The 8,549-nt window shown below is 74.3% G+C and carries 6 protein-coding genes and 1 pseudogene; 3 read left to right on the top strand and 4 right to left on the bottom strand.

What is annotated here, in order from left to right:
* Positions 1 to 1,559 (top strand): FAD-dependent monooxygenase (locus tag JNW98_RS32840; RefSeq protein ID WP_223771950.1); only part of this gene is annotated, 1,559 nt, incomplete at its 5' end.
* A 63-nt stretch (positions 1,560 to 1,622) separates the two neighbouring features.
* On the opposite strand, the gene JNW98_RS32835 is transcribed toward JNW98_RS32840, so the two are convergent.
* The 4 genes from JNW98_RS32835 to JNW98_RS32820 form a co-directional block, all read right to left on the bottom strand.
* On the bottom strand, positions 1,623 to 2,219 hold the full coding sequence (locus JNW98_RS32835) for a DUF7691 family protein (RefSeq protein ID WP_223771949.1): 597 nt from the start codon (positions 2,217 to 2,219) through the stop codon (positions 1,623 to 1,625).
* 76 nt (positions 2,220 to 2,295) lie between these two features.
* Positions 2,296 to 3,921 carry a transporter gene (locus JNW98_RS32830; protein WP_223771948.1) on the bottom strand — a complete coding sequence of 542 codons (1,626 nt, stop codon included), beginning with the start codon at positions 3,919 to 3,921 and terminating at the stop codon, positions 2,296 to 2,298.
* Positions 3,918 to 4,706 carry an ABC transporter ATP-binding protein gene (locus JNW98_RS32825; RefSeq protein WP_223771947.1) on the bottom strand — a complete coding sequence of 263 codons (789 nt, stop codon included), beginning with the start codon at positions 4,704 to 4,706 and terminating at the stop codon, positions 3,918 to 3,920. Before JNW98_RS32825 ends, JNW98_RS32830 begins: the two co-directional genes overlap by 4 nt.
* A 133-nt stretch (positions 4,707 to 4,839) precedes the next feature.
* Positions 4,840 to 5,514 carry a bifunctional DNA primase/polymerase gene (locus JNW98_RS32820; protein ID WP_223771946.1) on the bottom strand — a complete coding sequence of 225 codons (675 nt, stop codon included), beginning with the start codon at positions 5,512 to 5,514 and terminating at the stop codon, positions 4,840 to 4,842.
* A gap of 327 nt (positions 5,515 to 5,841) precedes the next feature.
* On the opposite strand from JNW98_RS32820, the gene JNW98_RS32815 reads away from it, so the two are divergent.
* A complete protein-coding gene (locus JNW98_RS32815; protein ID WP_223771945.1) occupies positions 5,842 to 7,230 on the top strand; it encodes an NsdA family TPR-like regulatory protein in 1,389 nt (462 codons plus the stop codon).
* Positions 7,231 to 7,571: 341 nt separating this feature from the next.
* Positions 7,572 to 8,549 (top strand): annotated as a pseudogene (locus tag JNW98_RS32810) (hypothetical protein); the annotation flags it as partial.

The raw sequence follows: 8,549 nt of genomic DNA, 5'->3' as shown, positions 1-8,549 counted from the left end.
CCGCCCACACCGTCACCCCCTCGTCCACCGCGCCGTCCGCGGACGTCCTCGTCGTCGGGGCCGGGCCCACCGGCCTCCTGCTGGCCGGCGACCTCGCCGCCTCGGGCGTGCGGGTCACGCTGCTGGAGCGGCGGAGCACGGAGTCCAACCTCACCCGGGCCTTCGCCGTGCACGCCCGGACCCTGGAGGCGTTCGACGCGCGGGGCCTCGCCGAGCCGCTGATCGCCACCGGCCACCTGGTGGACGGGGTGCGCCTGTCCGGCCGGACCGCCATCGACCTCGGCCGCCTGGAGACGCGCTTCCCGGGCGTCCTGATGACGCCGCAGTACCACGTCGAACGCCTCCTCGAAGAGCGCGCCGAGGCGGCGGGTGCCACCATCCGGCGCGGGGTGTGCTGCACCGGACTGCGGCAGGACGCCGACGGGGTCGAACTGGACGTCGAGGACGTCGAGGACGTCGAGGAGGGGCACGGCACCGCGCGCACGCTGCGGGCGCGCTACGCGGTCGGCACCGACGGCGTGCACAGCACCGTGCGCGAGGCGATCGGCATGCCGTTCCCCGGCCGGGCCGTGCTCGACTCGGTGATGCTCGCCGACGTCCGGCTGACCGACCCGCCGCGCGAAGTGCCCGCGTTCCGGGGCGGCGCCGAGGGGTTCTCGTTCGTCGTCCCGTTCGGCGACGGCTGGTTCCGGCTCATCGCCTGGCGGCGCGGCACCCGGCTGCCCACCGACGCGCCCGTCGACCTTGACGAGCTCACCGACGTCACCCGCGCCCTCTTCGGCACCGACTTCGGCCTCCACGAGGCCCGCTGGACCTCGCGCTTCCACAGCGACGAGCGCCAGGTGCCCCGGTACCGCGACGGCCGGGTGTTCCTGGCCGGCGACGCCGCGCACGTCCACTCGCCCGCCGGCGGCCTGGGCATGAACGCTGGGATCCAGGACGCCGCCAACCTGGGCTGGAAGCTAGCGGCCGTCCTCCACGGCCGGGCCGGGGACGCCCTGCTGGACAGCTACCACGCCGAACGGCACCCCGTCGGCGAGCAGGTGCTGCGCGTCAGCGGCGCCATCGTCCGCACGGTGCTGCTCGACTCCCCGGTGGCCCGGGGCGTCCGCGACGCCGCCGCCCGCGTCCTCCCCTTCGCCCCGGCCGTCGGGCACCGCCTCGCCCGTACCGTCTCCGGGCTCGCGGTCGCCTACCCGGCACCCCCCGGCTCCCACCCGCTCACCGGCCGGCGCGCGCCCGACCTGCCCCTCGTCGAGGCCGGCGACGGACCCACCCGCCTCTACGAGGCGCTCCGCGCCGGCACCCACGTCCGCGTCCTCCCACGCGACACCGGCCCCGACGTCCCGCCGGCCCCGCCGGGCGCCCTCACCGTCACCCGCACCGACGCCGCCCGCACGGCCCTGCTCGTCCGCCCCGACGGGTACGTGGAGTCGGCGCGGGAACTGCCGGCGAGCTGGACCCTGCCGAAGGCGGGGGCCGGAACGGCGGAGACGGCGGCACCGGCCGAGGCCGCGACCGAGACCGAGGACGAACGGAGCGCCACCGCCGCGGCGTGACCAGCGCCCAGAGGAGGGGGGCACAGACGGCCCGGCCCCCGCCGGCTCCCGCGCCCCCCCGCCTCACGACAGGAAGCCGACCACACCGAACCCCGGCTTCCGCCGCGCCGCCCACAGCCAGCTCACGCACTCCTCGACGACCTCCAGCGTCATCGGATCCACGGCCCGCCGCTGCTCCTCGGTGGTGGCCTCCCACTGCGCCAGGCCCTTGGCGCAGTCCTCCGCCGTCCACTCGCCGTAGCCGGGCAGGTCGGTGAACGGCAGCGGGGCGGGAAGGGACCAGGTGAGCTCGGAGACGGAGACGGCGGTGATGCCCAGCCCGGCCATCGCCTTGTCCAGCTCGGGCAGCCACGAGACCCGTATCGGACAGAAGTTGTCGTTGGACAGGCGGTAACCAGTGAGTTCGCAGAGCCGCTTGTACGCGTACCCGTACTGGAAGGCGAACTCCTCGTCGAACGGGCCGCCGTTGATCACCGCTTCCAGGGCCTGGTACGCGGTGGGGGCGCCACGGTCGATCTCACTGCCGAACCAGGAGTCGGAGGCGGCCAGATCGGCGCCGAAGTTGTCACGGACGGCGTGCGACAACTTCTCGTCGCGGCCGCCGATGAAGGCACGCGTCGCGGCGAGGTCGAGCAGCATGAAGGACATCGCGGAACTCATGAAGCCACCGTAGACCCGGGCACTGACAACGCCCCGGGCCCACGGTGGCACCCCCACTTGACCAGCGGCTTCGCCGCTACCCCTTGGTCGCCGCCGCCAGGATCTCCGGCAGGCGCCGCGCCATCCGCGGCGCGGCGAACCGCAGTCCCGCCCAGACGGCCAGCGGCCCGTAGACGGCGCCCAGCGGCAGCAGGATCCACAGCAGACCGTGACCGCCCGTCAGGTGCAGGCCGATCGTCAGCCCGATCAGCGGCGCGCACACCGCAAGACCGGCCAGCGACCAGAGCGTGCCCAGCCAGGCGATGCCGGACTGACCGGGGGCGATGTTCTTGAAGGCGTGGTCCTGCGGGACGGAGTAGGGGAACTGCACCGAGGCGATGGCGCCCGTGCCCAGGAACGCGCCAAGTACGGCGAGGGACAGGCCCAGCACCTCCGGCACCTGGTCCCACCGGCCGGTGACCGCCGCCATCCCCAGGACGAGCACGACCAGGTAGGGCGCCGCGATCAGCGCCAGCGCCAGCGCGCGTCCCCGCAGTTCGGCGAGGGCGTCGCGCGGCGAGCCGATCGTCTGGAGGACCATCCAGAACGCCGGTCCGTCCTGTCCGAGCTGGTTGTACATCATGCCGGTCAGCATGATGACCGCGACCGACACGAAGTACAGGTTGTGCGAGCCCTGCACCATGTTGACGATCGGGATGGCGACGCCGATGCCCAGCGTCGACCCCCACGTCGTCTTGATCTTCGGGTCGCGCCAGGCGTACCGCAGCTGGCGCTGGGCGGCCGTGCCCGTCCGGCCGGCGGGCAGTAGGCGGCCGAGGCCCGTCCCGGCGCCGCGCTCCTTCTCCGGCTTCGCCGCCGCGACGAGGGTGGAGGAGTCAGGCGAGGTCATGACCCTGGTGAGGGTCCGCTGCCACCAGAGCATCAGCATAGCCAGCACGGCAGCGGTCAGAGCGAGTTCTGCCGCGGCGAGACCGTACTCGCCCTCGCTCGTGGCCCGGACGGCGTCCAGCGCCGAGCCCGGCGGGATCCAGCGCGTGACGTCCGCGAGCGGCTCCAGCCGCGCCAGCCCGGCCTCGCTCAGCTTCTGCAGCGCCAGGTTGACGAGCTGCGCCCCGACGCCGATGATCACGCCGCTGAGCAGGGCGAGGTCCTTGCCCTTGCGGCTGGACAGGAGCCGGACGTTGGCCGTGGCGACGGCCCGGGTGAGCGCCACGCAGACCAGCAGGGTCAGCAGCACCGCCGGCACCGCGATGGCGAACGCCGCGGCCCCGTGTGCCGTCGCGATCACCGAGCCCGCCAGGATCACCACGGTGAACGCCGGGCCGATGCCGATCAGCGAGCTGACCAGCAACGCGGTGACCAGCGGCGCGGGCCGCAGTGGCAGCATCGCCAGCCGGGTCGGGTCCAGGGTCTCGTCGCCGCCGGGGAAGAACAGCGGCACCACCGCCCAGCCGAGTGCCAGGAGCACCGCCAGCGGCACGGTGAGCACCGCCGCGTGCTCGGTGCCGCGCAGCGCCGCCAGGCCGAGCAGCTGGAGCGCGCCGAGCAGGGCCACGAGCACGATGGACGCGATGAAGACGGCCCTGCGCTTGTTCGACTGCCGCAGGCCGTTGCGCAGCAACGTCACCTTCAGACGAGCGAAGAGCGGGGTCAGGGAGAGGAGAGGGGTAGAAGGGGCCGCGGGGGCGGGAGCGGTGGTCATCGGACGCCGCCCAGCCAGTCGAGCTCCTGGCCGTCGCTCGTTCCCCGTGCGCCGACGAGGTCGAGGAACGCCGCCTGGAGCGTGGGTGCCTCGCCCCGGACCTCCTCCAGGGGGCCGTGCGCGCGGATGCGGCCCGCGGCGAGGACGGCGACCCAGGAGCACAGCGATTCCACCAGCTCCATGACGTGACTGGAGAAGACGACCGTGGCGCCGGAGGCGGTGTAACGTTCCAGCACCCGGCGGATGGACTGCGCGGAGACCGGGTCGACGCCCTCGAACGGCTCGTCCAGGAAGAGGACTTCGGGGTTGTGCAGCAGCGCCGCCGCGAGCCCGATCTTCTTGCGCATGCCGGTCGAGTAGTCGACGACGAGCTTGTGCTGCGCGCCCGCGAGGTCGAGCACGTCGAGGAGCTGGGTGGCCCGCTGGTCCACCTCGTCACCGGGCAGGCCCCGCAGCCGCCCGGTGTAGGCGAGGAGTTCGCGTCCCGACAGCCGCTCGAACATTCGCAGCCCCTCGGGCAGCACGCCGATCACCGACTTCGCGGCGGCCGGGTCCGCCCAGACGTCGTGCCCGGCGATCTCCACCAGTCCGGAGTCGGGCCGCAGCAGGCCGGTGACCATCGACAGCGTCGTGGTCTTGCCCGCACCGTTCGGCCCGACGAGCCCGATGAACCGGCCGGCGGGTATCTCCAGGTCGATCCCGGCGACCGCCACCTGTTCGCCGAACCGCTTCCAGAGTCCCTCGACGCGTACGGCCGCGGCTGTCGCTTCCCGTCCCACTGCCATCCCTCGTTCCTGGTGGTGCTCGGGACGGCAGGCCCCGCCCCCGTCCTCAGCCTAGAGTCGGCCGAGGGCGGAAGCAGGTGACAAACGTCAACGACTTCCGGAGGACGTTCGTCCTGGCCTCGGGCAGGGGCGGCTACCGCCCCCGCGCCTCCGCGGACTGCCCGCCGCACGCGTAGGCGAGCGCGCTGACGAGCTCCTCCGCGTCCGGCAGCCAGCGGTTGGCGACGGTGGGCTGGCGCGCCCACTGGACGGCGCCGCGGTTGCCGACCCGGCTCGGCGGTGCCACCACGTAGTCGCCCTCGCCGCGCGCCACGAGGTCCAGCGAGGAGGGGCGCCAGCCCAGCTTGCGCGCCGCGTCCGCGACCTTGAGCGCCCCGCCCGGCAGGACGAAGAAGAGCATCCGGCGGAACGGCGTGCTGGTGATCGGCCCCAGCTCGATGCCCATCCGCTCCATGCGGGCCAGCGCCAGGCAGCCCGCGGACTCGGAGACGTCCAGCGCGTCGAACGTCCGGCCCGTCGGCAGCAGGACCGCGGCCGCCGGGTGTTTCGCCCACATCCGGCGCGCGCCCACCGCGCTGCCGGTGGCCTGCGTGGCCCAGTCCGGCCGGGCCGGGTGGGCGCCGGGGGCCGGGCAGTCGAGATCGCCGCAGGAGCAGCGTTCCCGGCCGTCCACGGCCTCCAGCCAGGTGCCTGCGAAAACGTCCCAGTGCCGCTCCTCCGCGTACCGCACCGCGGCGTCGAGGACGCGCTCGCCGCGTTGTTGGGGAATGCGCGGGGTCCCTACTCCGATCGTCTCTTCCACGTTCATCACAACTCCCCTTGTCACCAGGGGTTACGGCCCGCCTCGGGGGTGCATGGGGGCAGCGGGCATCAGCACACGGGGCGCACGGATGCATGTGCGGGGGCGCAGAGGCGGCTTCGCCCCGGGAGGGGGGTAGCCACCTGCGAGGCGGAAGCCGGCACAGCCGACGCATTCACCAACGCTCTGGCATCAATACGGGAAAGTCCGGCATTCTCAGGACATTGGGGGGAAAGATCGCAGAGGAAGGCGCTCTCAGCTGTCTCAGCTTCTCCGCACTTCGCGAAGGTCTCCGCGAACGGCTTCGCGAACACATAGCAGTCTCAGGGGGTACAGATGGCCGCACGGCCACTCGTCGCGCGGCAGCCGAACGAACGGCTGCAGGCGCTCATCCAGGAAGCCGGCTGCTCCAACGCCGGCCTGGCCCGCCGCGTCAACATGTGCGGTGCCGAGCACGGTCTTGATCTCCGTTACGACAAGACGTCCGTCGCCCGCTGGTTGCGCGGTCAGCAACCCCGCGGGCGCGCTCCGGCCGTCATCGCCGAGGCGCTCGGCCGCAAGCTCGGCCGGACGGTCACCATCGACGAGATCGGGATGGCCAACGGCAAGAACCTCGCCTCGGGCGTGGGCCTGCAGTTCTCCCCGACGGTCATGGGGGCGATCGAGCAGGTCTGCGAGCTGTGGCGGAGCGACGTCGGCCGCCGGGACTTCCTCAGCGGCACCTCGGTGGCCTCCTCCGCGCTGGTCGAGCCCAGCCGCGACTGGCTGATCACCGGCGCCGACCCGCAGGTCGCGCGCAGCGCGGGCGCCCGGGTCGGGGTGTCGGACGTGGAGGCGGTCCGCTCCACGACGGAGGCGCTCGTCGAACTCGACCACCGGTACGGGAGCGGGCACGTCCGCCCCGTCGTCGTCCACTACCTGAACAGCGTGGTGTCCGGGCTGCTGGCCGGCTCCTACCGGGAGGCGGTCGGACGCGAACTCTTCGCGGCCGTCGCACGGCTGACCGAGCTCGCGGGCTACATGGCCGTCGACACCGGGCAGCCGGGGCTCGCCCAGCGCTACTACATCCAGGCCCTGCGGCTCGCGCAGGCCGCGGGCGACCGCGGCTACGGCGGCTACGTGCTCGCCGCCAGCATGAGCCACCTCGCCGCGTCGCTCGGCAACCCGCGGGAGATCGCCCAGCTCGCGAAGGCGGCGCAGGAGGGCGCCCGCGGTCAGGTCACGCCGCGCGTCGAGGCGATGTTCTACGCGGCCGAGGCGCGCGGGCACGCGCTGCTCGGCGACGCCCGGTCCTGCCAGACCGTCGCCGCCAAGGCCGTCACCAAGCTCGAACAGGCCGACGGAGGCGTCGATTCCGGCGACGACCCGTCGTGGATCCGGCACTTCGACCGCGCTTACCTCTCGGACGAACTGGCCCACTGCCACCGCGACCTGGGCCAGTCGGAACCGGCCCGCAGGCACGCGGAGGACGCCCTGGCCAACCACCCCGAGGGCCGCGTCCGCCGCCGCGCCATCGGCCTCCTGCTCCTCGCCACCGCACACGTGCAGCAACGCGAGGTCGAAGAGGCATGCCTGACGGGCACCCGGGCTCTGGAACTCCTCGGCACTCTGCGGTCCAACCGCGGCGCCGAATACCTGGAGGACTTCCAGCAGCGCCTCCAGCCGTTCCGCGACGAGCCGGTGGTACGGGACTTCGGGGCACGGATGGAGATGCAGGCGGCGTAGGGGGAGGGGGAAAAGCCGGACGGGCCGCCCGACTGGCCCGTCCGGCGTTCGAGGACGAGCGGCGGAGCCGCTTCAGCCGTTTCTCGCGGGGGGCGGGCTCCGCACCCCCGGGCAGAGGGGGCACCCCCAACGGGCTGGGCGACGCGCCCGCGCGTACTTCAGCCCGTCCGGCGTCTGAGGACGAGCGGCGGAGCCGCTTTCGGGGGTCCGGGGGCCCGCCCCCGGGAAACGGCGAAGGGGTCGGACCGGGGCGCCCCCCTCCGGCCCGCAACGTGGCCTGCCGTCAAGTCACCGGGTAGCGTGAGCCGCCGTTCCGTACCCGTACAGCATGAGGAGTCCCGGTGACGCAGAGCGGACAGGGAAACGAGCCGCAGCGCCCCGCGCCCCCGCCGACCGGACACCGGACGCCGCTGCCCCCCGAGATGCCCCCGCCCGGCGCCGACGCGGCGCCCCGAATACCGGGCGCGCCCGTTCCTCCGCAGGGCCTGGGCCCGGCGGCGCGCCGCCTCGACCCCGTACCGCCTTACGGAGCGGCGCCCGAGTACCTGCCGCCGATGGCGGGCGCCGGCGGCGCCGAGGGCGAACCGGCGACGCAGTACTTCCCGCCCGTCCAAGAGCTCAGGGAACAGGAGCCCCCGACGGCCCCGCACGGCGCCGGGGAGGCGACGCAGTACCTCCCGCCGATCACCGGCGGTACCTCGGTCACCGGCGGTACCTCGGCCGGCTTGCCGTCGGAAGCGGCGGCCACGCAGTACCTGCCGCCGATCCCCGGCGGGTCCCCGGCCGGTCCGCCGTCGGACGCGGCGGCGACGCAGTACCTGCCCCCGATCCCCGGCCCGTCGCCCACCGGCGACGCCGCCACCCAGTACCTGCCCCCGGTGCCGGGCGGCCCCGCCGCTGCCACTCCCGACGCGGCGTCGGCGGCCACCCAGTACCTTCCGCCGGTCCAGGGCGCCACGGGAGCCACTCCCGGCCCCGGCGACTCGGCCGCCACCCAGTTCCTCCCGCCGGTCATGGGAGCACCGGGCGCCGCTGGCACCCCGAGCGCTCCGGGCGCCCCGAGCACGCCGGACGCCTCCGCCGCCACCCAGTACCTCCCGCCGGTTCCCTCAGCCCCCTCAGCCTCCGGCGACCCCACGCCGCCCGGCGGCGACCGCAACGCCCCGCCGGCCGAGTTCGACACGCTCTTCCGTCAGTCGGCCGCCGGCTTCCGTGAGGCGCCCGCACAGCCGGGCCCGACGGGCGCCGGACGGACACCGCCGCCCGCCCCCTACGCACCCGCCGCAGGCCCCGGCGGCCCCGGCGCCCCGCGCGTCCCC

Origin of the sequence: Streptomyces huiliensis (assembly GCF_020037025.1) — a bacterium.
In the GTDB taxonomy this organism is placed as follows: domain Bacteria; phylum Actinomycetota; class Actinomycetes; order Streptomycetales; family Streptomycetaceae; genus Streptomyces; species Streptomyces huiliensis.
This window is presented reverse-complemented; position numbering and strand designations above follow the sequence as displayed.